The sequence below is a fragment of the Sphingobium terrigena genome, from assembly GCF_003591655.1.
Lineage (GTDB): Bacteria > Pseudomonadota > Alphaproteobacteria > Sphingomonadales > Sphingomonadaceae > Sphingobium > Sphingobium terrigena.
Genome location: NZ_QVRA01000001.1, coordinates 391,528 through 417,278 on the forward strand (window position 1 = coordinate 391,528; position 25,751 = coordinate 417,278).

The window sequence follows — 25,751 nt, forward strand, 5'->3', positions numbered from 1 at the left end:
TTCACGCGACCGCCAAAGAAGTGAGATGCCAGCGTTCGCTGGCATGACGGAAGAGAAATATCTCACCGCTGCGCCTCCAGTTCGCGGCTGAGGGTCGAATAAAAGCCGTCGGCAAAGCGGGTCAGGCGCGATTCCATGCGGTTGATGCCGTGGCTGAAGCGGTTGTAGGCGATGACCGCCGGGATCGCGGCGAACAGGCCGATGGCGGTCGCGAACAAGGCTTCGGCAATGCCCGGCGCGACGACGGCGAGCGAGCTATTCTGTTCCGCGGCGATCGCAGTGAAGGCGCGCATGATGCCCCAGACGGTGCCGAACAGGCCGACGAAGGGCGCGACCGACCCGACCGTCGCCAATATGTTGAGCCGGTCCGACAGCCGATCGATTTCCGCCGCGATCGTGCTGGACATGGTCGTTGCCAGCCGGTCGCGCGTGCCGTCGCGGTCGATCACCTTCTGCGCGGTCGATCGCCGCCATTCGGTGACGCCGGCTGCCATCACCTTGGCAGCGGGCTGGTCCGCCTTGCCGCGCGCTTCGTAGAAACGGTCGATATCCTCCGCCTTCCAGAAATCCTGCTCGAAGCTTTTGCTATGCTTGCTGGCGCGGCGGAGCGTGACGGAAAAGCCGATGATGATCGCCCAGGTCCAGATGCTGGCCAGCAACAGGCCCAGCATCACGCCCTTCACGACGATGTCGGCCTGAAGGAACAAAGCGAGCGGGGAAATGGTCGCGGCGTCGGCCACCGCGGCGACGTCTGGCAGGTTGAGGGTCATGGGTGGAAATCTTCCCCTTGGCAAAGGCGGCTGAAAATATCGGTCCAGGCTTTGGGTTGCCGTTGCGGGCGACCCTGCGGCGTCAGCCAGGCGACCGATATGGTAGCATCGGTCAACTGTTCGTCGGCGCGCATGACTGATTGATGAATGGCGCATGTCGCTGCGCCCACCTGCACCACGCGGCTGACGACCATCAGGTCATCGTCGAGGCGGGCGGGGCGGCGGTAGCGGATGTGCAGGTCGGTGACGGCATAGACGCCGGTGCCGCTGTCATGCGCGGCGCGCTGGTCGATCCCGGCAGCACGCAGCATGTCGGACCGGGCGCGCTCCATATAGCGCAGATAATTGGCGTGATAGACCAGCCCCGACAGATCGGTATCCTCAAAATAGATACGTAGCGGGAAATGATGCACGGCAGCGACAAAGCGTCCGGTCGCCGCCACGGGCATCAGGTCTGAAACGGGCATGAGCGGCTTTTAACCATGGCGCACCGTTCAGGCAAAGGCGGAAACGTCGGTTTCTCGCGCAACAGGCGCATTTTGTCGCCTGTGCTATTTCGCATGGTTGCCCCTCTGGTCCCCGGACGGCGCGAAGGCTAGGGAGTTGACCACGAGTCAGCATGTAGGAGAAGGCCAGGATGACGGATATTCGGACGGTGGGTGTGATCGGCGCGGGGCAGATGGGCGCAGGTATCGCGCAGGTCGCGGCGCAGGCGGGCTATGATGTGATCCTGTCGGACGTCGATCTGCCGCGCGCGCAAAAGGGCCGCGACGGCATCATCCGCCTGCTGGCCAAGGGCGTGGAAAAGGGCAAGATCGCCCAGATTGACGCGGACGAGGCGATTGCGCGGATCACCCCGGTGGGCGAGATTGCGCCGCTGGCGGGTGCGCAGCTGGTGATCGAGGCCGCGACCGAGCGCGAGGAGGTCAAGCGCGCGATCTTCGCCAATGTCGGACCGTTGCTGGCGGCGGATGCTATATTGGCGACCAACACATCGTCCATTCCCATCACCCGGCTGGCGCAGGCTGCGCCCGATGCGGGGCGCTTTGTCGGCGTCCATTTCTTCAATCCGGTGCCGGTGATGGTGCTGGTCGAGGTCATTCGCGGCCTTGCCACCACGCCGGAGACGGTTGCGGCGGTCGAGGGTTTTGCGGGGCGGATCGGCAAGACGGTAGTGCAGGCGTTCGATGCGCCGGGCTTCGTCGTCAACCGCATATTGCTGCCGATGCTGAACGAGGCGGTGTTCGTGCTGGGTGAGGGCGTGGGCAGCGTGGTCGATATCGACACGGGTTGCAAGCTGGGCCTCAATCATCCCATGGGGCCGCTGACGCTGCTGGATTTCGTTGGCCTCGATACGGCGCTCGAAATCCTCAACATATTCCTGAGCACGACGGGCGATCCGAAGTACCGCCCGGCGCCGCTGCTGGTCAAATATGTCGAAGCCGGCTGGTATGGCCGCAAAACCGGTCGGGGTTTCTACGATTATTCGGGTGCGGAGCCTGTGCCCACGCGGTGATGGGGCGCATCGCTTTCCATTTCTCCGTCATCCTGACGAAAGTCAGGATCCATTCGGCGCTCCGTCTGCGTGACGATCCGGCCTAGCGTCGAATGGATCCCAGCTTTCGCTGGGATGACGGCGGTGGGGGGGATCGGACCTGCTTACCCCGCGCTCAGTCCATGTTTCTTCATGCAATGGCGGAGCTGGTCGTAGGTCAGGCCCAGCCCTTTGGCGGTGGCGCGCTGGTTGTAGCGGTGGCGGTCGAGCGCGGCGCGGATGATAGCGGCTTCGTGCGCGTCGACGGCGGCCTTCAGGTCGCTGATGGTTTCGGTGGCGATCGTGGGTGCGGGCGATGGCGGGCTGTCGCTTGAGGCGGCGGCGCTCGGCATCAGCGGTCTGGGTTTCCAGGGGGAGGCGAAGGGGTCGAAGGTCAGGCGGTCGATTGGCTTGCCCGGCTCGTCCCAGCGATAGACGGCCCGTTCGACCACGTTGCGCAGTTCGCGGACATTGCCGGGCCAGCTATGCGCCTCCAGCTGCGCGGCGCAAACGGCGGAGAAGCCGGGCCATTGCGGCCAGTTGAGTTCGGCGGCCATGCGCCGCCCGAAATGATCCGCCAGCACCGGAATATCGCCTTCGCGCGCGCGCAGGGGTGGTAGGGTGATGACCTCGAAACTCAGGCGATCGAGCAGGTCGGGGCGGAAGCGTCCGGCCTCGGCGGCGGCGGGCAGATCGTCATTGGTGGCTGCGACGATCCGCACGTCCACCCGCAGCGGCTTGGACGCGCCGATGCGGGTGACTTCGCCATATTCGACCACGCGCAGCAGCCGTTCCTGCGCCGCCATCGACAACGTGCCCAGTTCATCGAGGAACAATGTGCCGCCATCGGCCTCCTCGAACCGGCCGGGCCGGGCGCGGTTGGCGCCGGTGAACGCGCCCTGTTCATGGCCGAACAGTTCGGCTTCGATCAGGGTTTCGGGCAGGGCCGCGCAGTTCATGACGATCAGCGGCTCGCCCCAGCGCGGGGAGAGGTGATGGAGCCGCTCGGCGATCAGCTCCTTGCCGGTCCCGCGCTCGCCGATCACCAGCACCGGGCGGTTGAGTTCGGCAGCGCGGCCCGCCAGCTCGACCGCGTCGAGAAAGGCAAAGGACTGGCCGACAAATTGGGTGTTTTTCTCCATACCCCAACTTATGGTGAAATTTCCCACCTTTCGGCAAGAGATATTCTGGCACAGGCTTGGGAAAACCCGCAAAAATGGCGCAAATTGGCGCTTTTCCAAAATTGGCACGGCCCCTGCAAAGCTTGGGGCAATCCGCACACACACAAGCGGAACGTCACGAAGGCCAAGGTTCAGGGAGTTATCATAATGGAAGAGAACAACAACAGCGTTCGCGAAATCGGCCAGCTGATGTCGGTTGCTTTGGCTGCCCTGCTGCTGGGATCGACCCTGATCCTGTCAGCAGTCGGCCCGGCCCGCGCCAGCGAAGCCCCGATGCTCGCCAGTCAGACGACGCCTGTGGCCCTGCGCTATCTGGCATAAGGTCGCCGCCCCCAAAGAATAAGAATAAGGAGTGAAGTTCAGATGGGTATTTTCTCCCGCACCCGCGACATCATCGCCGCCAATGTCACCGACTTGCTCGACAAGGCCGAGGACCCGGCGAAGATGATCCGCATGATCATCCTGGAAATGGAGGAAACCCTGGTCGAGGTGCGCGCGTCCGCCGCCCGCACGATTGCCGACCAGAAGGAAATGCGCCGCCACATCGCCAAGCTGACCGCCTTGCAGGACAGCTGGACCGAAAAGGCGCAGCTGGCTTTGTCGAAGGATCGCGAGGACCTGGCCAAGGCGGCTCTGGTCGAGCGCCAGAAGGCGACCGACATGGCCGAGCATCTGTCCCACGAGATCGAGACGCTCGACGATGCGCTGAAAGCGTCGGAAGAGGATATTGCCAAGCTCCAGGGCAAGCTGCGCGAAGCCCGCGCCCGCCAGAACAGCCTGGTCACCCGGATGCAGAGCGCGGAAAACCGCCTGCGGGTGCGCGAAGCCTATGCCGGCGAGAAGGTGAACGAGGCGTTTGCGCGCTTCGACATGCTGGAAAGCCGGGTCGATCTGGCCGAAGGTCGCGCCGACGCCATGGCGCTGGGTGGCACGCCCAAGACGCTGGAGGAAGAGATTGCCGAGCTGAAGTCCGCCGACAAGGTGGATGCTGATCTGGCCGCTCTCAAGGCCAGCATGAACGCTGATAAGACCGGGGGAGCCTGACGTCATGGAGGACATATTCCTGCCCATCATGATCTGCGGCATGTTGTTCATCGGTATGCCCTGGCTGATCTTCCACTATGTCACCAAATGGAAGCAGGCACCCAAGATCACCGACGAGGATGAGAAGCTGCTGGATGAACTCCATCTTCTCGCCCGCCGTCTGGAAGAAAGGCTTGTGACGGTCGAACGGATCGTCGCCGCCGACAACCCCGATTTCCGTCCGCGCCGCCCGGCACCCGATGCCGACCTGAGCGATGACGATTACAGCTTCGACCGGAGGAACTGAGATGACCGCCCGCCGCACCAAATTCTACCTCAACAAGGCCAATGGCAAATGGTCGGGCGTGTGCGCAGGCATCGCCGACTATAGCGGGATCGACGTCGTCTGGGTCCGTGTCGGCGCAGTGCTGATCACCCTGATGGGGGCCTTCCCCTGGACGCTGATCGCCTATTTCGCCGCCGTCTATTTCGCCGATGACAAGCCCAAGGGGCTCTATTCGGACCGGGATGACGAAAAATTCTGGCAGGGGGTACGGACCAATCCGACCCGCTCCACCCGCGACGTCCGGTCCAAATTCCGCGACATCGACCGCCGCCTGGCTGACATCGAAATCTATTATACCAGCCGCAACACGCGCCTGGCAGACGAAATCGACAGCTTGCGCTGAGCAGGTCCGGGGCAGAGTAACAGGGAGTTAAATCCATGAATTTCGGTGGACCTTTCTTCGTCCTGGCCATCATCGCCATGTCGACTTTGGGCTGGATGTTCACCACCTGGGTCCGTGCCCGCCACGGTTACCCGGTAGAAAATGAATGGACCGGCACCGTTGATCGAACCGACGGTGACGCTGGTCGAAAAATCGACCTGTTGTCCGGCGAAAACGAAAAGCTGGTGGGCCGCATCAGCCGCCTGGAGGAACGCATCGCCGTGCTGGAACGGATCGCCACCGATCCTGCCGTCCGCACTGCGCGCGCCATAGAGGAACTGCGCTGAGCGCGGTGCAAGGGAGTAGAGATGATGTTTCCATTTGCAGATTTCGCGCCGGTCGTCTTTGCCGTCGGATCGCTGGGGATTATCGGCTGGGTCGTTACCACCTGGCTGCGGGTCAAAAATGGTTATCCGCTGGAAAATAGCTGGGGCAAACCCGTCTATCCGCAGAAGAATGAGGAAATGGTCGAGCGGGTGAAGCTGCTCAGCCAGGAAAATGCCCAGCTGCGCGCCGAGATCGGATCGATGAAGGACCGCCTCGCCGTGGTCGAGCGGATCGTCACCGACGAAAGCCACCAGCTCAATCGCGAAATCGAACGGCTGCGCAGCCCGGCCAACTGAGCGCGCAGTCACGGAATGAGGGAAGAGACAGATGATCGACAATCCATTCACAATGGTCGTGCTGATCGTGGCAATCATCGCGATTTCGCGGGTTTTGCAGGCGAAATATGGTGTGGTGCGCCGCCACAAGGGCGAAGAACTCATCGCGCGCGGCCCCGACCCGGAAGCAGAGCGGCTGCGGGCCGAGGTCAAGGCGCTCAAAGACCGCGTCGCGGTGCTGGAGCGCCTGGCCACCGACGGCAGCAGCGCGCTGGAGCGCGAGTTCGAGAAATTGCGGGACCGCGATTGAACGCGGCCCATTGGGCAGGGAGGCTATCATGCAGGACCCCACTCTCTATCTGACCATCGCGCTGGCCGGGCTGGCTGGCCTCTCCATCGTCACCATGGCCACGTTGCGCGGCTGGACCGGCTGGCTGGAGCTGAAGCGCGCGGAACTTGGCCAACGCAGCGAAGCGAGCGCGCCGCCATCGGCCGCCGCGCGGATCGAGGTCGCCGACCTTAAGGAACGCATCCGCAAGCTGGAAGCGATCGCGGCGGGCGTGGATTTGTAGAATGATGTTTCGACCGTTCGCCCTGAGCGAAGTCGAAGGGTTCCACCGAGCGCAGCGAGGTGCCTTCGCCTCCGCTCAGGCAAAGGCTTCGACTTCGCTCAGCCCGAACGGGTAAGGATGAAGTCATTGCGGGCCGGGGGTTTCCCCCCGCGCAAATCCCCCTATATGGGCGGCCATGACCGATCAGAGCGTCCTTGCCGACATTTACGATGAGTATGAATTTCTCGACGCGGACGATCGTTATCGTCTGCTGATCGATCTGGGCCGGGCGCTGGAACCCATGCCTGACGCGCTCAAGACGGATGCGACGCTGGTGCGCGGCTGTTCGGCGGCCGTGTGGGTCTATCCCACCGTGCTGGAGGACGGACGGCTGCATTTTCTGGCCGACAGCAATGCCGCGATCACCAAGGGGATCATCGCGCTGGTGCTGCTGACCGTGCAGGACAAAAGTCCCGTGGCGATCGGCGGCGCGGACATAGAAGGGGCGCTGGCCCCGTTCGACCTCAAAAATCAGCTCAGTTCCAACCGCACTCAGGGCATCCCCAACATGATCGCCCTGATCCGCGATACGGCGGCCCGCTACAGCGCTTAAGGAAACCTGGATCAAGTTGCGGCGTTGAGTTTCCTGACAAGGAGATTCAACCATGCGCCATTTCATCGCCTTCGCTGCCGTCGGCCTGCTCGCGGCCTGTTCGTCCGGCGACAAGGGGCCGACCCAGCGCGATACGATCGGCCAGACGTGGAAATATGAGGCGGGGTCGGGCGGCAAGGCAAAGCTCGCCTATATCGGTAGCGCCAATGCCGTGCCGACGATGACGGCGGCGGACACCTTCGCAGTCCTGCTGGTTCAGCCGATGGACAATGGCGAAAAATCAGTGACGGTGAAGCTGGTCGGCGCGCCGTTCCAGTGCGACCTGTCTGATTGCGCCGTCACCGCGATTGCCGATGGCGGCAGGCCGCTGCGCTGGAAGGGACGGATGACCGACGCCAAGGACGGGATCGAGATCATGCCGTCGCAAAATGCCTATGAGGCGATCGCCAAGGCGCAGACGGTTTCGGTCAATCTTGTCACGGGGCCGAAGGAGCAGACTGCGCCGTTCGCCTTCAACGTCGCCGGGCTGGATTTGAAGGGGTGATGCAACAATAGTCGTCATCCCAGCGGATGCTGGGATCTCCCTTTCTTCGGCGCTGAGCCAAAGAAGGCAGAGAGACCCCAGCGTTCGCTGGGGTGACGGTTGCCCATTCACTCCTGCAACGATACGCCGGGGCTGCGCGGGTCGGCGGCGCCGATCCAGTGGCCGTCGGGGGCGCGTTCGGCGGCATTGGCTTTGAGGCCGAGGCGCGAGACGGTGACGCGATGGCCCAATTTCTCCAGCGGCGCCTGCATCGCCTCCAGCCCGGTCCCCTGTTCCAGCACCAGCCCGTCGCCGTTGAAGAAGATCAGGCCCATGGCGATGGAATCCTGCGCCGACAGGCCCCAGTCGAAATGGGCGATCAGCGCCTTGGCCACTTGCATGATGATGGTCTTGCCGCCTGCCGCGCCGACGGTGAAGATCGGCATCCCCTTGGCGTCATAGACGATGGTGGGCGACATGGAGGAGAGCGGTCGCTTTCCCGGTCCCACTGCATTGGCGACCGGCGCGCCGTCCTTTTGCGGCGTGAAGCTGAAATCGGTCAATTCATTGTTCAATATCACGCCATTGGCGATCAGCTGGCTGCCGAAGAAGCTTTCGATGGTCGAGGTCCAGGCGGCGATGTCGCCATCGCGGTCGATCGCGACGAAATGGCTGGTGCCGCTTTCGGGCTGGGGCAGCGAAGCGGTGCGGGGCTGCGCGCCGGGCGGGGTGCCGGGCTGATAGTCGTTCAGCGCCTTGTTAAGCCGGATGCTGGCGGAGCGCTGCTTGAGATAGGCGGGGTCGATCAGGCCGCTGACCGGCACCGAAACGAAATCGGGATCGCCCAGCCAGGAGCCGCGATCGGCATAGGCCAGCTGCATCGCTTCGCCGATCACATGCCAGGACCGTGGGTCATCCTTGCCCCATGCGCTGAGCGGAAAACGCTCGACCATGCCCAAAATCTGCAACACGGTGACCCCGCCGGCGGACGCCGGACCCATGCCGCACACGGTATAGACGCGATATTTGCCGCATACGGGCTTGCGCGGCTTGGCCTGATAGGCAGCGATGTCGCCTTCCGTCATCGGCACCGGATTTTTGGGGGCGTTGGTGACCGCCTGCGCCATCAGCCGGGCATTGTCGCCGGTGTAGAAGGCGTCCGGGCCTTCGGCGGCGATGCGTTTGAACAGGGCCGCGAGCGGCGGGTTTTTCAGCATCGTGCCGATCGGCGCGGGCTTGCCGCCGATCCAGAAATATTTTTGAATCTCCGGGAAGTCGGCCCAGACCCCGGCCACCGCCTTCATCGCGGTGTCGAGCCGCTGGCGCACCTCAAAACCCTCCTCCGCTGCGCGGATGGCGGGCTGGAACAGGTCGGCCCAGGGCAGCTTGCCCCATTTTTTATGCGCATCCCACGCCATGCGCAGATTGCCCGGCACGCCTGCCGAATAGCCACCCGGCCAGGCGTCGCGGAAGGAGAGCGGCTGGCCATCGGCCCCCATGAAGCGGTCGGGCCGGGCAGCGGCCGGCGCGGTTTCGCGCCCGTCGATCGAGTCCAGCACCCCGGTCTGCCCGTCATGGTGCATCAGAAAGCCGCCGCCGCCGATGCCGCTATTATGTGGCTCCACCACGTTCAGCGTCAGCATCATCGCGATGGCCGCATCGGTGGCGCTGCCGCCCTTGCGCAATATCTCCTGCCCCGCGGCGGCGGCACGCGGATCGGCGGCGGAAACGGTGGCGTTGGTCGATACCGGTTCGCGCGCGATGGCGGGCAGCGGCAGGGTGGCGAGGAGGGCGAGAGGGGCCAGCAGGCCAAACGGACGGAAGTTCATGCCCGCCACCCTACGCATTGCGTTGCCCGCTGCAACTTATTGATTAGCGCCCAAGACGAATTTTCATCGCTGCTTGTGAAACCGCGAAGCGTGCTGCAAGTGCTGCTGTGCTTTGCTCCGCAACGTCAGATAGCCGATGACGCGGCATCAACACATTCGCAGCAAAGCTATTGGCTTGGCGCTCGTGAATGGGACGAATGTTGAGGTTTGGGCGATCGGTTCCTTCCGTGCGATACGCACGGTTATCGCCGACACCTTCTCCTAAAAGATCGCGGTGATAGATGTAGTGTCCTAGCTCGTGCGCTGCGGTGAAACGTTGCCGGGTTGGCGCATGGCTAGAGTTCACAACAATCCGGTAGCTGCCGTTCTGCCGTTCAATGTAGCCTGAAATATTATCGTCCATCGGCTCGTACGACAACGGTAGCCCGATATCACGAATGATCGCTTCAATCGGAACGGGCGTGCTATTCCAATGCTGTGCGATCACTGTCATTGGATCTACCATCTAAGCCTCCCTTCCGATTTCATCTGCGGCATCAGCATCATTGCCTGAGCCTAAGGTTGCGTCTGCGATTAGGTCCACTCTCTCCCGGATAATGCCAGGAGCCTCTTTGGACAGCCATTCCTTTATATACTCATCAGCACATGCTTTTGCCATAGCGCGCGCTTCATGTTCAGCGTTCGCTGTAATAATCTTGCCCCATGCGATACCCGCAATAATGACAATCACCGCAAGAACGAGGGAACCCCACGCTATTGCATTAGCCTGCGAAGCTAACGAAGCCGCCATTGCATCCCAATTTGGATTGGCCTGCTCTGGCGGCAATGAAATCATAGGTTGGCAAGCCTTTGTCGCCGATTCAACCATCTGAGCGCAAACCTTAGCAGGCACTACATCGGTTATGGCAGGCTGAGCGACAGGGGATGACATATAAGCCGCTATACCGCCGATGACCGTTCGCGGCTAGAGAAGTATATCCCAACAAAAAAAGGCCGCGCAGTCATCCCGCGCGGCCTTTCCATTCACTTGGACAGTCGGGCGCTCAGGCCTTCTTGTTCGCCTGATAGCGTTCGATCGCTTCCAGCGTGACGCGCTTGGCGTCCTCGGCGCCGCCCCAAGTGCCGATCCGCACCCATTTGGTCTTTTCCAAGTCCTTGTAATGGGTGAAGAAATGCTCGATCTGCTCCATCACGATGCCGGGCAGGTCGTCCTTCTCGCTGATGTCGGCATAATATGGGAAGGTCTTGTTGTCTGGCACGCAGACGAGCTTTTCGTCGCCACCGGCTTCATCTTCCAGGTTCAGCACCGCGATCGGGCGGGCGCGCACGACCGAGCCGGGGACGAAGGGAGAGCGCGCGATCACCAGCGCGTCGAGCGGATCGCCATCGGGCGACAGCGTGTGCGGCACGAAGCCATAATTGGCCGGATAGCGCATCGGCGTGTGCAAAATGCGGTCCACGAACAGCGCGCCCGACGCCTTGTCGAACTCATATTTCACCGGCTCGCCGCCGACGGGCACTTCGATGATGACGTTCAGGCTGTTGGGCGGATCGTCGCCAACGGGAATCAGTTCGATGTTCATGAAAACGCCTTTTGCTGCACGATAGATTAGCGGGTGTTTATGTTTTCGGTTGGAGCAACCTGTCGAGGCTGCCCTCACCCTCTCCTGTCTTTTCGAGGCGCGGATAGCGCAGCCCGCCCGAATAATCGAGTGACAAAGTGCGGTAATATTTATCCTGTTTCAGGATGATCTGGATCGGCGCCTTGGCCTTGATCGCCGCCTTCCACACATCGCCGGAAAATTCATCGCCATTGACCGCCAGGATTTTAGCCCCGATTACCAGCCCCGCCTTGAACGCCGGGCTGTCCCAGATGACGCTGCTGATTTCGCCGTCATTCTTGACGATCAGGCCGATGCCGAAACTCTGGTCGACCATCTTGTTCGCGCCCTCGGCCGCCTTGGTAAAGCCATTGGGGGTGTCGCCATAGACGAGTCGGTATCCGCCCATGGTGAAGCCGCCCTTGGGCGTTTCCCTGGTCGGGCTGTCGACATAGGTCTGGAAGAATCCCGCCCAGTCATAGGGCGCGACGCCGTTCAGCGTATTGATGACGTCCTGCCGATTATAGACGAGCTGGCCCCAGTCGCCCGGCTTCACGCCAAAGAAAGCCTTGGCGAAATCGTCCAGCCCCTTGACGCCCTTGGTCTGTTTACGGATGATCGCGTCGGCCTCCAGCCAGATCATCAGCCCTTCATTATAATAATCTTCCGACCGCTGCCAGCTGACCCAGCCCTTGGGCCGCCGGGCGGAGATGATCGGATCATGCGTCGTATCCTCCATCGGCCGCCATTGCCGCCCGACCGCCGTGTCCAGCTTGGCCGCGATCTGGGCGTAGGCGTCCAGCGTCTCGGCCTTGGTGAACAGGCCCGACCGCGCGCCCAGCACATAGCCCCAGAATTGCGTCTGGCCTTCATAGACCCACAGCAGATTATCCTGCATCGGCGTGCGGAAATCGGGGGTCCAGAGCAGGTCGGGGCGACGGAACTTGCCGTCCCAGCTATGGGTGAATTCATGGGGCAGCAGGTTGCGGTCCAGCAACGCCTCGCCATCGCTCCATTTCTTGAAATAGCCCGGCTCGACCTGATTTTCCGAACTGCGATGATGTTCCAGGCCAATGCCGCCCATTTCGTCGGTGATCGCCAGCAGGAAATCATAATGGTCAAAATGATAGCTGCCAAACAGCGCGCCCGCCTCGGCGACCAGCTTCTTGTGCTTGGCGATCTGGTCGGGGGTATAGACCAGCTCATCGGCGTCATCGGCGACGATGTTGAGCGTCACATTGCTGCCAAGGTCCACTGCCTTGAAATGCGTCCCCGCAAACACCGGCGAATCCTGCAAGGCTTCATAGTCGATGACGTCATAGGCCACGGTGTCGCCGGTCCGCTTGCCGCGCAGCGCGGTCGCGGCCTGCCAGCCGGCGGGATAGGTCACGGTCGCCTGCACCGGAATCTGGCGGGTATAATAGCCTGCCGGGTAGAGCGAGACGCTTTCCCACTGGATATTCTGCATCTTGGGCGTCACCACGACACGGCCCTGATTGCCGACCGTCGCCGACAGGAACTGGAACTGAGCGACGACCTGTTTGGTCCCCTGCGGCACGTCGATGACGAAGCCGAAGGCGTTGAGCGGATCGCGCTTCCAGCTCAGCGGCTTGCCATCGGCGGTGAAGGTCAGGCCGGTCAGCTTTTCCAGCTGGCCGCGCGGGGCGTGGTTGCCCGGCAGCCATTCGGGCATCAGCAGCGTCATCGGCCCGCTGGTTGCGACCGGAATCGTCTCCTTCACGCGGAAGATGCGCTGGGTCGTGTCGCTGGCATCGACCTCCAGCTTGATCGTGCCGCCGGGATAGGGAATGTCCTTGGGGACGGGGCTGGCATCGTTGATCGGCAGGGCGGTGGGCTTGGACCGGATCGCGTCCTGCGCGGCAAGCGGGCTGGCGATCGCGGTCGACAGGATAAGGGCGGCAGCGAGGCTGCGGATCATGAACGTCTCCGAAAATTTGGGCTGGGCCGGACGGCCCTCATGCCGCCACAATGGCGTCGCGGCGCGGGCGCGTCCAGCCTGTCTGGATGGAAATTGCTTGATCGTGCGCGTCAACATTGCCATGGGCGCTCCCATCGGGATCAGCGCCTTCCCGGTCAGCGCATCCGCGCCAAAGGCCGCCCATTGCCCCGCCTCCTTGTGGATCAAGGCGGCGTGGATGAAGGAGCTGTGCGTGGATCGTTCTGCCTTTTTACCCTTTTTCGCGTGGCTGCTCGGCAGCGTCCCCGTCGTCGTACAGGCTGAGGAAAGGGCGTCCGAACAGGGGCTGGCCCTCTCCGGCAATGTCCGCTTTCGTTATGAAGCGCTGGAAGGGCAGGCCCGCGCCGGGCTGGACGATCGCATCGACCTGGTCAGCCTGCGCACTATCCTGACCGCCAGCTATGGCGCGGGGCCGATCCGGCTTGGCGCGGAATTGTGGGACAGCCGGATGTGGGGCGGCCAGCGGGGGGAAGGGATCGGCACGGGCGAAGTCAACACGATCGAACCCGTGCAGGCGTTCGTCGCCGCCGACCTAGGCCCGTTGCTGGGGCGCGGCAGCAAGACGTCCGTGCAACTGGGGCGCTTCATGCTGAATCTGGGGTCGCGGCGGCTGATCGCGGCGGATGATTATCGCAACACCACCAACGGCTCCACCGGTGCGCGCGTTGATATCGCCACCGCACGCGGCGGCACCGCCACGCTGATCTATGTCCTGCCGCAGATGCGCCGTCCTGACGATGAAGCATCCGTGCTGGACAATCGTGGCGGGCTGGACCGGGAAAGCTTCGACCTTCAGCTATGGGGCGGCTATGGCGCGCAGAAGATTGCGCGCGGGGCCATGGCGGAAATCGGCTATTTCCGCCTGATCGAGCGTGACATGCCCGGCCGCCCGACCCGCAACCGCGACCTGCACAGCATCAGCGCCCGCATCATGCGCGACCCCGCGCCCGCGCGCCTGGACTTTGAGGTGGAAGGAATCGGCCAGATGGGCAGCATCCGCGCCAGCGCGGCGCCCGCTGCCCTGCCGATCGATGTCGCGGCCTGGTTCGTTCACGCCGACATGGGGTATAGCTTTCCCGGCCACCTGCGCGCGCGGGTTTCGGCCGAGTTTGATTATGCCAGCGGCGACCGGCCGGGCCGCAGCTATGGCCGGTTCGATACGCTGTTCGGGATGCGGCGGGGCGACTTCGTACCGGCGGGCATCTTTGCCCAGACCGGTCGCGCCAACATATTGACGCCCGGATTGCGGGTGGAAATGGCGCCGGGCAAGCGGCTGGACCTGTTCGCGGCATGGCATCCGATGTGGCTTGCCGCGCGCAACGACGCCTTTTCCACGACCGGGGTGCGGGATGCTGGCGGCCGGTCGGGGCGCTTTGCGGGTCATGGGCTGGACGGGCGGCTGCGCTGGTGGGCGAGGCCGCAAAAACTGCGCGTGGAAATCAATGCCAGCTGGATCGGCAAGGGGCGCTTTTTGCGCGACGCACCCAATGCCCCGGATGCCGGCAACCCGCGCTATATCTCGCTGGCGCTCTCGTCGATGTTCTGACCGCAAAATCCGCGTTTCCTTGGGACACAATTGCGGTTAAAGGCCCGGCATATGGCGAAAATCGAAACTCCGCGTCCGGTTCGTGGCACGCAAGACATGTTGGGCGGCACCCCGGACGCATTTGCGGAACGGTTTGCGCATGTGGTCGCGACCTTTGACCGGGTGCGCAAACTATACGGCTTTCAGCGGGTCGAGGTGCCGGTGTTTGAATCCACCGCCGTTTTCGCCCGGTCGCTGGGCGAATCCACCGATGTCGTGTCGAAGGAAATGTACACGTTCGAGGATCGCGGTGGCGATTCCATCACGCTGCGCCCGGAATTTACCGCCGGGATCAGCCGCGCCTATATCACCGAAGGCTGGCAGCAATATGCGCCGCTCAAAGTCGCGACCCATGGGCCTTTGTTCCGCTACGAACGGCCGCAAAAGGGTCGTTTCCGCCAGTTCCACCAGCTCGACGCCGAAATCATCGGCGCGGCCGAGCCGGGCGCGGACGTGGAACTGCTGGTGTTCGCGGACCAGTTGCTGAAAGAATTGGGCATCAATGACGGCGTAACCCTGACGCTCAACACGCTGGGGGACGCACAAAGTCGCGAGGCATGGCGCGCCGCGCTGATCGCCCATTTCGAGGCGCATCGCGGGGACTTGTCAGAGGACAGCGTCGAGCGGCTGGGCAAGAACCCGCTGCGCATCCTGGACAGCAAAGACCCGCGCGACCGCCCCGTCGCCGACAGTGCGCCGGATATCGACGCCTATCTGACCGACGAGGCGCGTGGCTTTTTCGAGAAGGTGACGAGCGGGCTGGATGCCGCTGGCGTGGCGTGGGAACGCAATGCCCGGCTGGTGCGCGGCCTCGACTATTATCGCCACACCGCCTTCGAGTTCGTCACCGACCGGCTGGGCGCGCAAGGTACGGTGCTGGGCGGCGGGCGTTATGACGGGTTGATCGAGAATCTGGGTGGGCCTGCCACGCCTGCGGTCGGCTGGGCCGCGGGGATCGAGCGGCTGGCGATGTTGGTGGATGCGCCGGAGGGGGAGATCATCATCTCGGTTGTTCCAGATAACGCTGAAGTGGACGAAGAAGCACAGCGGATTGCCTCAAGGCTGCGCGCATCCAATATTGCTGTTGATGTTGCTTTTAAAGGTAACGCAAAGAAACGCGTCGAACTCGCAAAAAAACGCAAGCATACTGCGATCTTGATTGTTCGGTCGACTTCTGGCGACCGAGAAAAGCTTTATCTTCAACATATTGATGAGGGCAAGGACAAAGCTGAGGTCCATAAGTTGGTTTACGGCGCGCTTGGGCTGGATTCAGGTTTGTCGGGCGGTGATCTTCGCTAATGCCGAATTTCGCTGCCCGACCACCCCTTACCCCGTTCGCCCTGAGCCTGTCGAAGGGCTCGCCTGAGCGCAGCGAAGGTCCCGGCCTCGCCTCCGCTCGGCAGAAGGCTTCGACTTCGCTCAGCCCGAACGGATTGGGGGTAGGGGTCTAATGCACATATCCCCCGAACGCATCGCGCAGATTGAGGCGCGTAGGGATGAGGTGCAGGCGTCGATGACGCGCGCCGATCTGCCGCCCGATGCGTTTGTGCGCCTGTCGAAGGAATATGCCGAGATCGAGCCGGTTGCCCGCGCCGCGCATGAAGTGCGTCGCTTGCGGCAGGAACTGGCCGCGCTCGACTATATGGCGGGCGGGGTGGATGCGGACGCGGACCCGCTGATGCGCGAAATGGCGCAGGAGGAGATGCAGCTGCTCAAAAGCCAGCTGCCCGCCGCCGAACGCGCGCTGGCGCTGCAATTGCTGCCGCGCGATTCGGCCGATGCGCGCCCGGCCATGCTGGAAATCCGCGCCGGGACGGGCGGGGACGAGGCGGCCCTGTTCGCGGGCGACCTGTTCCGCATGTATCAGCGCTACGCCGATTCGCTGGGCTGGAAGATGGAGTTGATGTCGGCCAATGCGTCCGAAGCGGGCGGCTACAAGGAGGTCGTCGCCTCCATCACCGGCACCGGCGTGTTCGCGAAACTCAAATTTGAAAGCGGCGTCCACCGCGTCCAGCGCGTCCCCGTCACCGAAAGCGGCGGGCGCATCCACACGTCGGCGGCGACCGTCGCGGTGCTGCCGGAACCGGAGGAAGTCGACGTCCAGATCGCCGATGGCGACCTCAAGATCGACATATATCGCGCGTCGGGCGCTGGCGGGCAGCATGTCAACACGACCGATTCGGCGGTCCGCATTACCCATTTGCCCAGCGGGCTGGTGGTGATCCAGCAGGACGAACGATCCCAGCACAAGAATAAGGCCAAGGCGATGCAGGTGCTGCGCGCCCGCCTCTATGAAGCCGAACGCGAACGCACCCAGAGCGAACAGGCGGGCGCGCGCAAGGCGATGGTGGGATCGGGCGACCGATCCGAACGCATCCGCACCTATAATTTCCCCCAAGGCCGCGTCACCGACCACCGCATCAACCTGACACTGCACCGCCTGCCGGAGATTCTCGAAGGGCCGGGGCTGGCCGAAGTCATCGACGCGCTGATCGCGGAGGATGAAGCGGCGCGGCTGGCGCAGTTGGACGGGGTCGGGTGAGCGACCTGCTTCTCTCTTCCCTGACAGCGGATCGTTGCGACATACTGGCAGTTCCACAATTGATCGTCATTCCCGCGCAGGCGGGAATCCATCTCCTGCCTTATCATCATGATCCTAGGGCGGGAGATGGATCCCCGCCTACGCGGGGATGACAAAAATCTGTTCATGATGAATATCGCAACCATCTCTGTCAGGGAGGGGAGACAGGTATGACCATCCCCGACACCCTGCGCGCGGCATCTGTCCAGCTTGGCGTCGCCAGCGATACGCCGCGCCTCGACGCCGAATTGTTGATGGCCCATGCGCTGGGTTTGTCCCGCAACGATCTGCTGCTGCGCCAGCGCGACCTGACCGTGCCGCCGGGCTTTGCGGCGTTGATTGCGCGTCGTCTTGCCGGGGAGCCGATCGCCTATATTATCGGCTATCGCGATTTCTGGACGATCAGCCTGGCTGTGACCCCGGACGTGCTGATCCCCCGCCCGGACAGCGAAACGTTGATCGAGGCGGCGGTGACGCATTTTGTCGGGCGCGCGCCGCAATCCATCCTCGACCTTGGCACCGGCTCCGGCGCGCTACTGCTGGCAGGCTTGAGCGAATGGCCTGATGCTCACGGGCTTGGGATCGATGCTTCGCCCGGCGCGCTGGCGGTGGCGCAGGGCAATGCGGAGCGGCTGGGGCTTGCCGACCGCGCGACTTTCCATTTGGGTGACTGGGCGTTGGGGATAGAAGGTCCGTTCGACCTGATCCTGATCAACCCGCCCTATATTGCGCGCAGTGCCACGCTGGCGGGCGATGTGCTGCATGAGCCGGACAGCGCGCTGTTTGCCGGGGCTGAGGGACTGGACGATTATCGCCGCATCGCGCCCGATCTGCCCCGGCTGATTGCGCCCGGCGGCATGGCTGCGATCGAGATCGGCTATGACCAGAAGGATGCCGTTTCGACGCTGCTGGCGGAGGCGGGCCTGCGCGTGCGGGCGTTGCAGGACCTTGCCGGGCATGATCGTTGTCTGGTCGCAACATGGCCGTCCAGCGACGGCACAGCGTAATTAACGCCATGACAAGCGGAAATTGCTTGGTTTCTCCGGCGAAAGCCTCTACATCGACAGCAGAGATGGCACTATCTCGTGATATGGTCGGTTCAGGCCATTGATAGAAAAGGCCTTTCTCTACGCTCCTGACAGTCATGACGGCGCTGCTGCCCGGCGCCGCTGGCAGCTTGAGGCACTGGCCCTTTGAACCGGCCATGCCCGGCGGAGCCGTATCCGGTCTGATGTGCGGGCCGTGCTTGGGGATGGCGACGGAACAGAGTTTTCAGCCAATATGATGACAGCGAACGCAAGGATCATGTCTTGATCAACAACCGGCAGGCCGGTCGCCGCAATCGCGGCCGGAACAATAATAACAACGGACGTCCCAATAATGGTGGCAATCGGGGCGGGGGCGATAATGGCAACCGCATCGACAACCGCGCCCGTGGCAATGCGACCCAGCTTCTTGAGAAATACAAGAATATGGCGCGCGATGCCCAGATGGCGGGCGACCGGGTGAATGCGGAATATTATCTGCAATTTGCCGACCATTATTTCCGCGTGCTGGCCGACAATCGCGCCCGGCAGGAAGAGCAGCAAGCCAATCAGCCGCAGCGTCACCGCCGCCCGGACGAGAATTTCGACGAGGATGGCGATGATTTCGAGGGCGTTGCTGACGGCGTCGACGAATTCCGCACCGATTCCTCTTCCTATGATCGCACGCCACGCGAACAGCCCGACCGCGCCCCGCGTGAGCAGGCCGAACGCGCGCCGCGTGACTATGGTGATCGCGCCCCGCGTGACAATGACCGGGCACCGCGCGACTTTGATCGAGCGCCCCGCGACAATGACCGCGCCCCGCGCGATCAGGGCGATCGTCCGCAGCGCGACTTTGCGCCGCGCGACCAGAATCGCCGTCAGGACGAAGTACGCGAAGAGCGCGGCCCACGCCGTGACCGCCCGCGTCGCGACCGTCCGGTCTTTGCCGAAGCGCAGCCCCAGGTCGAACAGGCCGCGCCCGCCCCGGTTGCTGCTCCGGTCGTAGAGGCCGCGCCTGCGCCGCAGATGGAAGAAGCGCCCAAGCCGCGCCGTGGTCGCCCACGCAAGGTCGTCGATGTGGCAGCATCCGAAGTGCCTGTCGGTCTGGACATGGCTATCCTGCCACCCTCGATCGCGCGCGCCGACAATGATAGCGACGTCAGCGAGGACGCGCCCAAGAAGCGCACCCGCCGCCCACGCGCGACGACGCAAGCGGCCGAATAAGCCGCATCGCTGCATCGAGTTGAAAAAAAAGGGGACGGTGCCCGGCGCGCCGTCCCCTTTTTCATGGCATCGCTGTGGTTTGCAAATCCGATGTCGGCATGTTGAACAAAGCCCATCCTCCCCTTGCAGGCAGGGCTATCGCATATGGACTGCCCCCTCCCTCATCGTCATGCTGAACTTGTTTCAGCATCCATGTCTCGTCTCAAACCACGGCTTTTGGGGCACGATGGATCCTGAAATACATTCAGGATGACGTTGTAGGGGTAACGAAAAGTCATATGCAATTCCCCTGCTTTGCAGGGGAGGATTTTGGCGGATTCTGTCCAAGTTCGGCTGTTGTGTTTGCGAAGGACAGGATCGCCTTTTTCATGCCCGCTTCCCAATCGCGGTGGCTTGCGGCACAAGGCGACGACAATGTCGGGAGAGACCTGCCCCATGACCGCCCTTCGCCTGCTTGCGCCGCTGCTGTGCGCGCTTCCCGTCGCTGCGCTGGCACAGGGGGCGGCCGATCCGACCGGCGCTTCGGCCCAGGGCGATGTTGCCGTCACCATCTATAATAATGGCCAGTCGCTGGTGCAGGATGACCGGCAACTGGTGATGACGGTGGGGCGCAACCGCATCGAATTTCCCGATGTGTCGGCGCGTATTCGGCCTGAAACCGTCACTCTTTCCGGCCCCGGCATCGCGATCGTCGAACAGAATTTCGACTATGATCTGCTGTCGCCTGACAAGCTGATGGACAAGGCGGTGGGGCAGGAGGTGACGCTGGTGCGCACCAATCCCGCCACCGGCGCGGAAACGCGCGAGCGGGCCAAGATACTCGCGGCCAATGGCGGCATCGTCCTCCAGATCGGCGCGCGGATCGAGGTGCTGCGCGACGATGGCCTGCCGGTGCGGGTGATCTTCGACCGGGTGCCGCCCAACTTGCGGGCCAAGCCGACTCTCTCCGTCACCGTGGACGCGGCGCGTGGCGGCGCGGTGCCGACGCGCCTGTCCTACCTCACCCCCAATCTGGGCTGGACCGCCGATTATGTCGCGCTGTTCGACGCGGGCAAAGGGGCGATGGACATGCAGGGCTGGGTGACGCTGACCAACAATAGCGGTACGACCTTCAGCAATGCGCGCACGATCCTGGTTGCGGGCAATCCCGCCAATGGCGGCGGGCGGACCAACTGGTGGCAATCGGGCAGCGGTGCGATCGATCAGGCGGGGACGGAAAGCGGCCCGCGCGAACGGCTGGGCGACTATTATCTTTATCCCCTTGAGCGCCGCACGACGATCGCCAACGCGCAGCAGAAACAGGTGAGCTTTCTGGATGTGAAGGGTGCGCCTGCACGGGCGACCTATGAATATCTCAACCCCTGGATGGGCAGTTCGGCTGAACCGCTGAGCGCATCGAGCGTGCTGAAATTTTCGACATCGAAGCAGGGCGGGTTGGGCGATCAACTGCCCGCCGGCACCATCCGCGTCTATATGCGCGATGCGCGCGGAGACCCGCAATTCATCGGCGAAAACAGCATCGACCATACGCCGATGGGATCATCGATGGCGCTGCGCACCGGCGAGGCGTTCGACGTCAAGGTCCGGCCGACGGTCGAACAGCGCACGAAAAAGGGTGCGTCGCGCTGGGAAACAAAGATGCGCTACACGCTGACCAACGCCCGGCCTGAGGCCATTACGGTCGATCTGGCGCAGGGCGGCCTGTGGGGCGACACCCGCGTCACCGCCCAGAGCGTGGAGGGACGGCGCGTGTCGGCCGACCGGATGGAATGGAGCGTGCCGGTCCCGGCCAATGGTTCGGTGGACCTGACCGTCACCTTCGATTCGCGCTATTGAAGCGGGTCGCTGTGCGACTTTTGCGATATTGGGCGCGTGTTCCCGCGCAGGCGGGAATCCAGTCGAAAGGTCGGAACTGGATTCCCGCCTTCGCGGGAATACGGTGGTTTTTTGGCTTGCTGTTGTGGGCTATCGTTACGCCCGCGCAGGCGGATACGGTCATTTCCATCCGGATCGATGCGGTGTCGGTCACCGTCTATCGCGCGCCGGGCCGGGCGGCTGGTGCGATCGACCGGAACTGGCCGGGCGGCTATGCGCTGGTCACCGAAACCCGCACGGTCGATCTGCCGCAGGGCGAATCGGTCGTCCGGTTTGAAGGGGTGGCCGAAGGGCTGATGCCCGAAACCGCCATACTCTCCGGTATGCCGCGCGGCGTGCGGGAGAAGAATCGCGATGCCCGGCTGCTGTCGCCCGCAGGCTTGGTCGACGCCTATCTCAAGCGCCGCGTCACGCTGCGCCGCACCGATCGCAAGACTGGCAAGGTGACCGAGCAGGACGCGATCCTGAGCGCCGGGCCGACTGGCGGCGTGATCGTCCAGACCGCGCAGGGCTATGAGGCGCTGGGGTGCAGCGGCCTGCCCGAACGGATGCTCTACCGGGAAGCCCCCAAGGATTTGTCGCCGCGCCCGACCCTGTCGGTCATCGCCACCAGCGACCGGCCGACCCGCGCGACGTTGCAACTCACCTATCTGGCCGAAGGGTTCGACTGGTCCGCTTCCTATGTCGCGGACATGAAGGGGGAGACGCTCGACCTGATGGCATGGCTGACGGTCGCCAATGGCGGGGTCACCGGCTTTGCCGACGCCCAGCTCAACGTCATTGCCGGACAGCCCAATCGCCAGCCGCGCGGGGCGCAGGCACGGCCAACCGGCGGCCCGCTGCGTTTGCAATGCTGGCCGATGGATGTGACCAGCACGCATCCGCGCTGGGACTTGTTTCCTGTGGATATGCGGCGGCCAAGAATGATGGAAATGGACGACGGCCTGGGCGAGATCGTGGTGTCGGCGCAGCGGCGAGGTGGGATTTTGCAGAGTGCCCCTATGGCGGTTGCGTCAGTCACCAACGAGGTAATCGCTGAGCAGGAGGATCTGGGCGACCTTAAATTCTACCGCGTTCCCGTGGCCGTGACGGTCGCCGCCAACAGCCAGAAGCAGGTCGCGCTGCTGCGCCAACCCGGCGTGACGGTCGAACGCCTCTATGCCGCAACGACCGGCGGGTTCGACGGGGGCGAATCCCGACCGATGACGCTGCGGCTGCGGCTCCAGAATCGGAAAGGTGACGGCCTTGGCCTGCCCATGCCATCGGGCCGGGTCGCGGTGTTCGAGCAGATAGACGATCTGCGCCTTCTGGCTGGAGAAGCGGACATAAGCGACAAGGCGGAGGGCGAGCGGATCGACTATGATCTGGCCGAGAGCGCGGACGTCCGTATCGCGGTGCGGCAGGTGCAGGCATCGCGCAAAAGCCAGCGCTGGACGATCGCGCTCAGCAATGCCCGTCCCTTCGCCATCACCGCCGAAGTCACTATCCCCCACGACATCAAGCCCCGTCCCACGGACATGGAACGGCGCGGCAATGCATGGGTCTGGCGGGCGACTGTCCCCGCCAATGGCAAGGCGGAGTTGGCCTACACCCAGCGCCTGCCGCGCTGATATTCAGGCGTCGGGCAGGGGTCGTGGCCGATGATTTTCGTCCAGTGCGACGAAGGTGAAAACCCCGCTGGTCAGGTCCACCTGTTCCTCCTGCGGCCCGCGCGTCGCTACCACATCGATGCGGATGGCAACCGATGTGCGACCCCGCCGCTCCTCCTGAGCATAGACCGATACGACGTCCCCCAACAATATGGGGGTGATGAACTTCATACTTTCGATCGCGACGGTCGCCACCGCCCCCTGCGCGACGCGATGGGCAACAATGCCGCCGGCAATGTCCATCTGGCTCAGCACCCAGCCGCCGAAAATATGGCCATTGGCGTTGATGTCGGTGATGCGCGGCATCACCCGCAACACGACATCGTCTCGCCTGTCACTCATTCTCAATCACCTCATCCTTGATCCGGTCGATCACCTGTTCGTCATGGCCGGTGCCGCTGGACAGGAAAACCAGCGCCATCAGACCGGTTCCCAGCATGAAGGTCAACCACACGCCCAAAATCGTGGCGATCACCATATGGATCGGCATCGGCCCGGCCCACAGCCGCAGGAAGATGAGCGATGCGATCACGCAGAGTGCGCCACCTCCGGCCATCCAGACCATGATGCGGCGGAACCGTGCCCAGGCGGTGGCGGCAATTTGCGGATCATCGAGCGCTTGTTTGCGTGTCATGTCTTTTCTTTGGCCCTCGAAAGTGGGATCATCAAGTACTGAGACATAATGTCCATGGAAGGAGAGCGGTCATGACCATCGCGGCAATATTGCAGGGCAAGGGGCGCGACGTCATCCAGGTGCGATCGACCGACAGCGTATTGTCCGTCGTGACGCTGCTGGCGGAGCGGCGGATCGGCTGCGTGCCTGTGGTGGATGACGGGCAGGTGGTCGGGATATTTTCCGAACGCGACCTCGTCTATCGCGTCGCGACCGAAGGTGCAGCGGCGCTGGATCGTCCGGTTTCCGACGTGATGACGGCCCCGGCCATCACCATTGACGACCAGACGCCGGTGATGTCGGGCCTGTCGCTGATGACCAAAAGGCGCATCCGCCATCTGCCGGTCGTGGTCGATGGCGAACTGATCGGGCTGATCTCGATCGGCGATCTCGTCAAATTCCGTATCGACCGGATCGAATCGGAAGCAGCGGCCCTGCGCGACTATATCCAGACGGCTTGATTGGCGGACGTGGATGTCCGGTTTAGGCGGGCGCCTGAACCGGCGGCGCGCGGCGAATCACCAAAGCGACCAGTTCCATCAACGTGCCGCGCGCGCACAGCATTAGTGCGGCGAGGAAGGCGATGCCGCCCGCCGGCACCAATACGGCCAGCCGAACCGGCGCGGCCAGCGGCGGAAGGATGCGGTCCACCGCCATCACCACGCCCGCCATCAGGATCGCACAGCCCAGACCCGGCGCAGCCGCGCGCACCAGGTCGATCAGGCGCAGTCCCATCGGCGCGCCGGCCAGCCGCGCGGTCACGATCGTCAGGATCGGAAAGGCACCGAGCCACGCCCAGGCCAGGCCGATCGCGCCGAAGGTGATGCCGATCAGGAAGGCGACCGGCATCAGCACCGCGCCGACCCCCGCGATTCGCGCGGTCGTGCCGGGGCGGCCCAGCGCATTGCTGACCGGCGCAAACATCACCTGCAACGTCATGAACGGCATGGCCAGCGCCAGCACCGCGACGAACGGGGCCATTTCCAGCCATTTCGCCCCGAACAGCGTCTCGACCAAAGGCTCGGCGGTCACCGCCATGCCCAGATAGACCGGGCAGGATAGCAGCAGCAGCAGCCGCACCGCCTTGCAGAAGGACCAGGCCACCCGCGCCGGGTCCTTCTGCATCCGCGCATAGGCAGGAAAGGCGACGTCGTTGAGCGGCGGGATGAATTTGCTGACGAAAATCTGGGTCAGGAACAGGGCTTCGGCATAGAGGCCCAATTGATGCGGCTCCAGCACCCGCCCGCCGATGAAGATATCGGCCTGGCTCTGGACGATCCAGAACAACTGCCCGCCCAGCAGCGACGCGCCATAGGCGACCATCGCGCCGGTGCCGCGAAAGTCGAAGGTGGGGATGGGGCGGAACCCGGTCGCCAGCACATAGCCCAGCCCCTTGACCCAGAAGCCCGCGATCGGCGCGAACACCAATGTCCACACGCCCCAGCCCGACAAGGCACCCACCAGCGCCACGGCGGCGGAGGCAAAGGCGGCAATCAGATTGACCAAGGCTGGCCGCTTGAAATCGAGCGCGCGTCCCATGATCGCTTCGGGAATCGAGATGAAGGGGGTGGAAAGGTAGAGCAAAGCCTGCACCCGCAGCAGGTCGGCGACCATCGGCTGGTCATAATAATCGGCTGCGATCGGCGCGATTCCCAGCTGGAGCAGCGCCAGCGCGCCATTGAGCAGCAGCATGATGGTGAAAGCCTGTCGCAAGCGATGCGAATCGAGCTTCTCGGACTGCACCAGGGCGCTGACCAGCCCATAGCCATTGAGGAAGGTCGCGAAATTCAGGATCACCTGCGTCATCGCGAACAGGCCATAATCGGCTGGATCGAGCAGGCGAATGACCGCCAGCGTCACCACCCAGCTCATCATCTGCGAGAGGATCTGGCTGCCCGAACGCCAGAAAATCGCGCTCCTGATGCGTGCGCCGAAACCCGCGTCGTCCGCGTCGGCATCCTGCAAACTCATACTCTTAATCACCCATGGCCATGATCGGCGTCGCCCCTGTCTAGACCGCAAACGCCAAAAATTTCTGAAACAAAATTGCAAAAAGCATTTGACGGGTCGGGAGGTCGGGCCTAGAGGGCTGTTCACCGGACGGGGCGCTGCCAGCAGGTAGCGCTTTGAATGGTCGCCAACAGATGTGGATGAGCAGTCCTCCGAAACGCAAGGATCGGGGTGGGCTGGTTGTCCACTTCGG

At 63.3% G+C, this 25,751-nt stretch carries 30 protein-coding genes; 19 read left to right on the forward strand and 11 right to left on the reverse strand.

Features of this window, described 5'->3' with window-relative positions; all coding sequences use genetic code 11:
• Positions 1-62: 62 nt before the first annotated feature.
• The gene (gene tolQ, locus D0Z70_RS01875) at positions 63-770 is read right to left on the reverse strand and encodes a protein TolQ (protein WP_119743693.1); all 708 of its coding nucleotides are present in this window, start codon (positions 768-770) and stop codon (positions 63-65) included.
• The gene (locus D0Z70_RS01880) at positions 767-1,237 is read right to left on the reverse strand and encodes a YbgC/FadM family acyl-CoA thioesterase (protein ID WP_119743694.1); all 471 of its coding nucleotides are present in this window, start codon (positions 1,235-1,237) and stop codon (positions 767-769) included. The genes tolQ and D0Z70_RS01880 overlap by 4 nt, the downstream gene beginning before the upstream one ends.
• 170 nt (positions 1,238-1,407) lie before the next feature.
• On the opposite strand from D0Z70_RS01880, the gene D0Z70_RS01885 reads away from it, so the two are divergent.
• A complete protein-coding gene (locus D0Z70_RS01885) occupies positions 1,408-2,286 on the forward strand; it encodes a 3-hydroxyacyl-CoA dehydrogenase NAD-binding domain-containing protein (RefSeq protein WP_119743695.1) in 879 nt (292 codons plus the stop codon).
• Positions 2,287-2,429: 143 nt separating this feature from the next.
• On the opposite strand, the gene pspF is transcribed toward D0Z70_RS01885, so the two are convergent.
• Positions 2,430-3,446: a phage shock protein operon transcriptional activator gene (gene pspF, locus D0Z70_RS01890; protein ID WP_119743696.1), complete on the reverse strand. Its 1,017-nt coding sequence runs from the start codon at positions 3,444-3,446 to the stop codon at positions 2,430-2,432.
• Between pspF and D0Z70_RS24535 the strand changes: the two genes are divergently transcribed.
• The 10 genes from D0Z70_RS24535 to D0Z70_RS01935 all read left to right on the forward strand — a co-directional run bounded on the left by D0Z70_RS24535 (position 3,429) and on the right by D0Z70_RS01935 (position 7,546).
• Entirely contained in the window at positions 3,429-3,806 is a 378-nt protein-coding gene (locus tag D0Z70_RS24535; protein WP_147418726.1) for a hypothetical protein, read from the forward strand. The genes pspF and D0Z70_RS24535 overlap by 18 nt on opposite strands.
• Before the next feature lie 42 nt (positions 3,807-3,848).
• Complete coding sequence (pspA, locus tag D0Z70_RS01895; RefSeq protein ID WP_119743697.1) at positions 3,849-4,529, forward strand: phage shock protein PspA; 681 nt, start codon at positions 3,849-3,851, stop codon at positions 4,527-4,529.
• A 4-nt stretch (positions 4,530-4,533) separates the two neighbouring features.
• Positions 4,534-4,815 (forward strand): envelope stress response membrane protein PspB, encoded by a 282-nt coding sequence (pspB, locus tag D0Z70_RS01900; protein WP_006953511.1) that lies wholly within the window; start codon positions 4,534-4,536, stop codon positions 4,813-4,815.
• A 1-nt stretch (position 4,816) separates the two neighbouring features.
• Positions 4,817-5,197 carry an envelope stress response membrane protein PspC gene (pspC, locus tag D0Z70_RS01905; protein ID WP_006953513.1) on the forward strand — a complete coding sequence of 127 codons (381 nt, stop codon included), beginning with the start codon at positions 4,817-4,819 and terminating at the stop codon, positions 5,195-5,197.
• A 35-nt stretch (positions 5,198-5,232) separates the two neighbouring features.
• On the forward strand, positions 5,233-5,523 hold the full coding sequence (locus D0Z70_RS01910; RefSeq protein ID WP_119743698.1) for a hypothetical protein: 291 nt from the start codon (positions 5,233-5,235) through the stop codon (positions 5,521-5,523).
• Between the two features lie 24 nt (positions 5,524-5,547).
• Positions 5,548-5,859 carry a hypothetical protein gene (locus D0Z70_RS01915; protein ID WP_119743755.1) on the forward strand — a complete coding sequence of 104 codons (312 nt, stop codon included), beginning with the start codon at positions 5,548-5,550 and terminating at the stop codon, positions 5,857-5,859.
• Between the two features lie 31 nt (positions 5,860-5,890).
• Complete coding sequence (locus D0Z70_RS01920) at positions 5,891-6,148, forward strand: hypothetical protein (RefSeq protein ID WP_119743699.1); 258 nt, start codon at positions 5,891-5,893, stop codon at positions 6,146-6,148.
• A 28-nt stretch (positions 6,149-6,176) separates the two neighbouring features.
• Positions 6,177-6,410 (forward strand): hypothetical protein, encoded by a 234-nt coding sequence (locus D0Z70_RS01925; RefSeq protein ID WP_119743700.1) that lies wholly within the window; start codon positions 6,177-6,179, stop codon positions 6,408-6,410.
• Positions 6,411-6,585: 175 nt separating this feature from the next.
• Positions 6,586-7,002, forward strand: a complete 417-nt coding sequence (locus D0Z70_RS01930) for a SufE family protein (protein ID WP_119743701.1) — start codon at positions 6,586-6,588, stop codon at positions 7,000-7,002.
• Positions 7,003-7,054: 52 nt separating this feature from the next.
• Positions 7,055-7,546: a hypothetical protein gene (locus tag D0Z70_RS01935; RefSeq protein WP_119743702.1), complete on the forward strand. Its 492-nt coding sequence runs from the start codon at positions 7,055-7,057 to the stop codon at positions 7,544-7,546.
• Between the two features lie 107 nt (positions 7,547-7,653).
• Here D0Z70_RS01935 and ggt read toward each other — a convergent pair whose 3' ends face one another.
• The 5 genes from ggt to D0Z70_RS01960 form a co-directional block, all read right to left on the reverse strand.
• On the reverse strand, positions 7,654-9,354 hold the full coding sequence (ggt, locus tag D0Z70_RS01940; RefSeq protein WP_119743703.1) for a gamma-glutamyltransferase: 1,701 nt from the start codon (positions 9,352-9,354) through the stop codon (positions 7,654-7,656).
• A 43-nt stretch (positions 9,355-9,397) separates the two neighbouring features.
• On the reverse strand, positions 9,398-9,859 hold the full coding sequence (locus tag D0Z70_RS01945; RefSeq protein WP_119743704.1) for an ImmA/IrrE family metallo-endopeptidase: 462 nt from the start codon (positions 9,857-9,859) through the stop codon (positions 9,398-9,400).
• Positions 9,860-10,222, reverse strand: coding sequence for a hypothetical protein (locus tag D0Z70_RS01950; protein ID WP_147418727.1), 363 nt, complete (start codon positions 10,220-10,222; stop codon positions 9,860-9,862).
• Positions 10,223-10,397: 175 nt separating this feature from the next.
• Positions 10,398-10,937, reverse strand: coding sequence for an inorganic diphosphatase (gene ppa / locus D0Z70_RS01955; protein WP_119743706.1), 540 nt, complete (start codon positions 10,935-10,937; stop codon positions 10,398-10,400).
• A gap of 37 nt (positions 10,938-10,974) precedes the next feature.
• Positions 10,975-12,894, reverse strand: coding sequence for a M61 family metallopeptidase (locus D0Z70_RS01960; RefSeq protein ID WP_119743756.1), 1,920 nt, complete (start codon positions 12,892-12,894; stop codon positions 10,975-10,977).
• Positions 12,895-13,015: 121 nt separating this feature from the next.
• Here D0Z70_RS01960 and D0Z70_RS01965 point away from each other — a divergent pair, with 121 nt between their 5' ends.
• The 7 genes from D0Z70_RS01965 to D0Z70_RS01995 all read left to right on the forward strand — a co-directional run bounded on the left by D0Z70_RS01965 (position 13,016) and on the right by D0Z70_RS01995 (position 22,836).
• The gene (locus D0Z70_RS01965; protein ID WP_239018774.1) at positions 13,016-14,479 is read left to right on the forward strand and encodes an alginate export family protein; all 1,464 of its coding nucleotides are present in this window, start codon (positions 13,016-13,018) and stop codon (positions 14,477-14,479) included.
• A gap of 51 nt (positions 14,480-14,530) precedes the next feature.
• On the forward strand, positions 14,531-15,817 hold the full coding sequence (gene hisS, locus D0Z70_RS01970; protein WP_119743708.1) for a histidine--tRNA ligase: 1,287 nt from the start codon (positions 14,531-14,533) through the stop codon (positions 15,815-15,817).
• A gap of 151 nt (positions 15,818-15,968) precedes the next feature.
• Complete coding sequence (gene prfA, locus D0Z70_RS01975) at positions 15,969-17,060, forward strand: peptide chain release factor 1 (RefSeq protein ID WP_119743709.1); 1,092 nt, start codon at positions 15,969-15,971, stop codon at positions 17,058-17,060.
• A gap of 209 nt (positions 17,061-17,269) precedes the next feature.
• Complete coding sequence (prmC, locus tag D0Z70_RS01980; protein WP_119743710.1) at positions 17,270-18,106, forward strand: peptide chain release factor N(5)-glutamine methyltransferase; 837 nt, start codon at positions 17,270-17,272, stop codon at positions 18,104-18,106.
• A 303-nt stretch (positions 18,107-18,409) separates the two neighbouring features.
• The gene (locus D0Z70_RS01985) at positions 18,410-19,351 is read left to right on the forward strand and encodes a DUF4167 domain-containing protein (RefSeq protein ID WP_119743711.1); all 942 of its coding nucleotides are present in this window, start codon (positions 18,410-18,412) and stop codon (positions 19,349-19,351) included.
• 435 nt (positions 19,352-19,786) lie between these two features.
• Positions 19,787-21,187, forward strand: coding sequence for a DUF4139 domain-containing protein (locus D0Z70_RS01990; RefSeq protein ID WP_119743712.1), 1,401 nt, complete (start codon positions 19,787-19,789; stop codon positions 21,185-21,187).
• Between the two features lie 116 nt (positions 21,188-21,303).
• Positions 21,304-22,836 (forward strand): DUF4139 domain-containing protein, encoded by a 1,533-nt coding sequence (locus tag D0Z70_RS01995; protein ID WP_119743713.1) that lies wholly within the window; start codon positions 21,304-21,306, stop codon positions 22,834-22,836.
• 3 nt (positions 22,837-22,839) lie between these two features.
• Here the strand turns inward: D0Z70_RS01995 and D0Z70_RS02000 are convergent, their stop codons facing one another.
• Both D0Z70_RS02000 and D0Z70_RS02005 read right to left on the reverse strand, forming a co-directional pair.
• The gene (locus tag D0Z70_RS02000; RefSeq protein ID WP_119743714.1) at positions 22,840-23,217 is read right to left on the reverse strand and encodes an acyl-CoA thioesterase; all 378 of its coding nucleotides are present in this window, start codon (positions 23,215-23,217) and stop codon (positions 22,840-22,842) included.
• On the reverse strand, positions 23,210-23,509 hold the full coding sequence (locus tag D0Z70_RS02005; protein WP_119743715.1) for a hypothetical protein: 300 nt from the start codon (positions 23,507-23,509) through the stop codon (positions 23,210-23,212). The genes D0Z70_RS02000 and D0Z70_RS02005 overlap by 8 nt, the downstream gene beginning before the upstream one ends.
• 71 nt (positions 23,510-23,580) lie before the next feature.
• On the opposite strand from D0Z70_RS02005, the gene D0Z70_RS02010 reads away from it, so the two are divergent.
• Complete coding sequence (locus D0Z70_RS02010; protein WP_119743716.1) at positions 23,581-24,009, forward strand: CBS domain-containing protein; 429 nt, start codon at positions 23,581-23,583, stop codon at positions 24,007-24,009.
• 22 nt (positions 24,010-24,031) lie between these two features.
• Here the strand turns inward: D0Z70_RS02010 and D0Z70_RS02015 are convergent, their stop codons facing one another.
• On the reverse strand, positions 24,032-25,519 hold the full coding sequence (locus tag D0Z70_RS02015; RefSeq protein ID WP_119743717.1) for a lipopolysaccharide biosynthesis protein: 1,488 nt from the start codon (positions 25,517-25,519) through the stop codon (positions 24,032-24,034).
• Positions 25,520-25,751: the final 232 nt, after the last annotated feature.

What these genes read in the sequence shown, in the direction of transcription:
- tolQ (WP_119743693.1), bottom strand. Translation starts at nt 770, where the DNA reads ATGACCCTCAACCTGCCAGACGTCGCCGCGGTGGCCGACGCCGCGACC.
- D0Z70_RS01880 (WP_119743694.1), bottom strand. Translation starts at nt 1,237, where the DNA reads ATGCCCGTTTCAGACCTGATGCCCGTGGCGGCGACCGGACGCTTTGTC.
- D0Z70_RS01885 (WP_119743695.1), top strand. Translation starts at nt 1,408, where the DNA reads ATGACGGATATTCGGACGGTGGGTGTGATCGGCGCGGGGCAGATGGGC.
- pspF (WP_119743696.1), bottom strand. Translation starts at nt 3,446, where the DNA reads ATGGAGAAAAACACCCAATTTGTCGGCCAGTCCTTTGCCTTTCTCGAC.
- pspA (WP_119743697.1), top strand. Translation starts at nt 3,849, where the DNA reads ATGGGTATTTTCTCCCGCACCCGCGACATCATCGCCGCCAATGTCACC.
- pspB (WP_006953511.1), top strand. Translation starts at nt 4,534, where the DNA reads ATGGAGGACATATTCCTGCCCATCATGATCTGCGGCATGTTGTTCATC.
- pspC (WP_006953513.1), top strand. Translation starts at nt 4,817, where the DNA reads ATGACCGCCCGCCGCACCAAATTCTACCTCAACAAGGCCAATGGCAAA.
- D0Z70_RS01910 (WP_119743698.1), top strand. Translation starts at nt 5,233, where the DNA reads ATGAATTTCGGTGGACCTTTCTTCGTCCTGGCCATCATCGCCATGTCG.
- D0Z70_RS01915 (WP_119743755.1), top strand. Translation starts at nt 5,548, where the DNA reads ATGTTTCCATTTGCAGATTTCGCGCCGGTCGTCTTTGCCGTCGGATCG.
- D0Z70_RS01920 (WP_119743699.1), top strand. Translation starts at nt 5,891, where the DNA reads ATGATCGACAATCCATTCACAATGGTCGTGCTGATCGTGGCAATCATC.
- D0Z70_RS01925 (WP_119743700.1), top strand. Translation starts at nt 6,177, where the DNA reads ATGCAGGACCCCACTCTCTATCTGACCATCGCGCTGGCCGGGCTGGCT.
- D0Z70_RS01930 (WP_119743701.1), top strand. Translation starts at nt 6,586, where the DNA reads ATGACCGATCAGAGCGTCCTTGCCGACATTTACGATGAGTATGAATTT.
- D0Z70_RS01935 (WP_119743702.1), top strand. Translation starts at nt 7,055, where the DNA reads ATGCGCCATTTCATCGCCTTCGCTGCCGTCGGCCTGCTCGCGGCCTGT.
- ggt (WP_119743703.1), bottom strand. Translation starts at nt 9,354, where the DNA reads ATGAACTTCCGTCCGTTTGGCCTGCTGGCCCCTCTCGCCCTCCTCGCC.
- D0Z70_RS01945 (WP_119743704.1), bottom strand. Translation starts at nt 9,859, where the DNA reads ATGGTAGATCCAATGACAGTGATCGCACAGCATTGGAATAGCACGCCC.
- D0Z70_RS01950 (WP_147418727.1), bottom strand. Translation starts at nt 10,222, where the DNA reads ATGGTTGAATCGGCGACAAAGGCTTGCCAACCTATGATTTCATTGCCG.
- ppa (WP_119743706.1), bottom strand. Translation starts at nt 10,937, where the DNA reads ATGAACATCGAACTGATTCCCGTTGGCGACGATCCGCCCAACAGCCTG.
- D0Z70_RS01960 (WP_119743756.1), bottom strand. Translation starts at nt 12,894, where the DNA reads ATGATCCGCAGCCTCGCTGCCGCCCTTATCCTGTCGACCGCGATCGCC.
- D0Z70_RS01965 (WP_239018774.1), top strand. Translation starts at nt 13,016, where the DNA reads ATGGGCGCTCCCATCGGGATCAGCGCCTTCCCGGTCAGCGCATCCGCG.
- hisS (WP_119743708.1), top strand. Translation starts at nt 14,531, where the DNA reads ATGGCGAAAATCGAAACTCCGCGTCCGGTTCGTGGCACGCAAGACATG.
- prfA (WP_119743709.1), top strand. Translation starts at nt 15,969, where the DNA reads ATGCACATATCCCCCGAACGCATCGCGCAGATTGAGGCGCGTAGGGAT.
- prmC (WP_119743710.1), top strand. Translation starts at nt 17,270, where the DNA reads ATGACCATCCCCGACACCCTGCGCGCGGCATCTGTCCAGCTTGGCGTC.
- D0Z70_RS01990 (WP_119743712.1), top strand. Translation starts at nt 19,787, where the DNA reads ATGACCGCCCTTCGCCTGCTTGCGCCGCTGCTGTGCGCGCTTCCCGTC.
- D0Z70_RS02000 (WP_119743714.1), bottom strand. Translation starts at nt 23,217, where the DNA reads ATGAGTGACAGGCGAGACGATGTCGTGTTGCGGGTGATGCCGCGCATC.
- D0Z70_RS02005 (WP_119743715.1), bottom strand. Translation starts at nt 23,509, where the DNA reads ATGACACGCAAACAAGCGCTCGATGATCCGCAAATTGCCGCCACCGCC.
- D0Z70_RS02010 (WP_119743716.1), top strand. Translation starts at nt 23,581, where the DNA reads ATGACCATCGCGGCAATATTGCAGGGCAAGGGGCGCGACGTCATCCAG.
- D0Z70_RS02015 (WP_119743717.1), bottom strand. Translation starts at nt 25,519, where the DNA reads ATGAGTTTGCAGGATGCCGACGCGGACGACGCGGGTTTCGGCGCACGC.